Origin of the sequence: Actinomyces sp. zg328 (assembly GCF_009829635.1) — a bacterium.
In the GTDB taxonomy this organism is placed as follows: domain Bacteria; phylum Actinomycetota; class Actinomycetes; order Actinomycetales; family Actinomycetaceae; genus Actinomyces; species Actinomyces marmotae.
Map to the genome: position 1 here is coordinate 1 of NZ_VWPE01000045.1, position 506 is coordinate 506.

Below are 506 nucleotides of genomic sequence, written 5' to 3' on the forward strand. Positions count from 1 at the left end.
CTCCTGGGTGTTCTGGGGGCCGTGGTCGGGGGTGGGGTCGGGCTGGGTGGCGGCGGCGCGCAGCAGGGGGGTGTTGAGTTTGTCGTGGAGCTCGCCCAGGTCCCAGGTGCGGCCGGCCAGGTGGTCGGCGAGCAGGTCCGGGCTCAGGGCCCGGCCGGCCAGGCCCGTCAACTCGGCGCTGGCGGCCGGGATGGGGGCGCCGTTGGCGTCGCGGACGTCGAGTTCGAGGGCGCCGTCGGCGCCACGCGTGGCCACGACGGACGCCGCGCCGTCGTGGCGGGCCAGGGCGGTGGTGATCACCGAGGCCACGGCCCGCTCCCTACCGGCCCGAGCGGTGGACGCGTCCTGCGTGGGAGCTTGATCGAGGGCTGAGACGTCCTCGCCGTCCAGCAGTGGGGCCGCCCCCCGTGCCCGAGCCTGGGCCCCCGGGTCAGCCACGGCCGCCGGGTCGGGGTCGAGGTGCTCCCCATCGCGCAGGTCGAGCCCCCAGCGCTCGTTAACCTCGG

The 506-nt window shown here is 76.9% G+C and carries 1 protein-coding gene; it reads right to left on the minus strand.

The genetic code is table 11. The features are described from left to right. Nucleotides 1-506 (minus strand): hypothetical protein (locus GVV75_RS10055; protein ID WP_201288274.1); only part of this gene is annotated, 506 nt, incomplete at both ends.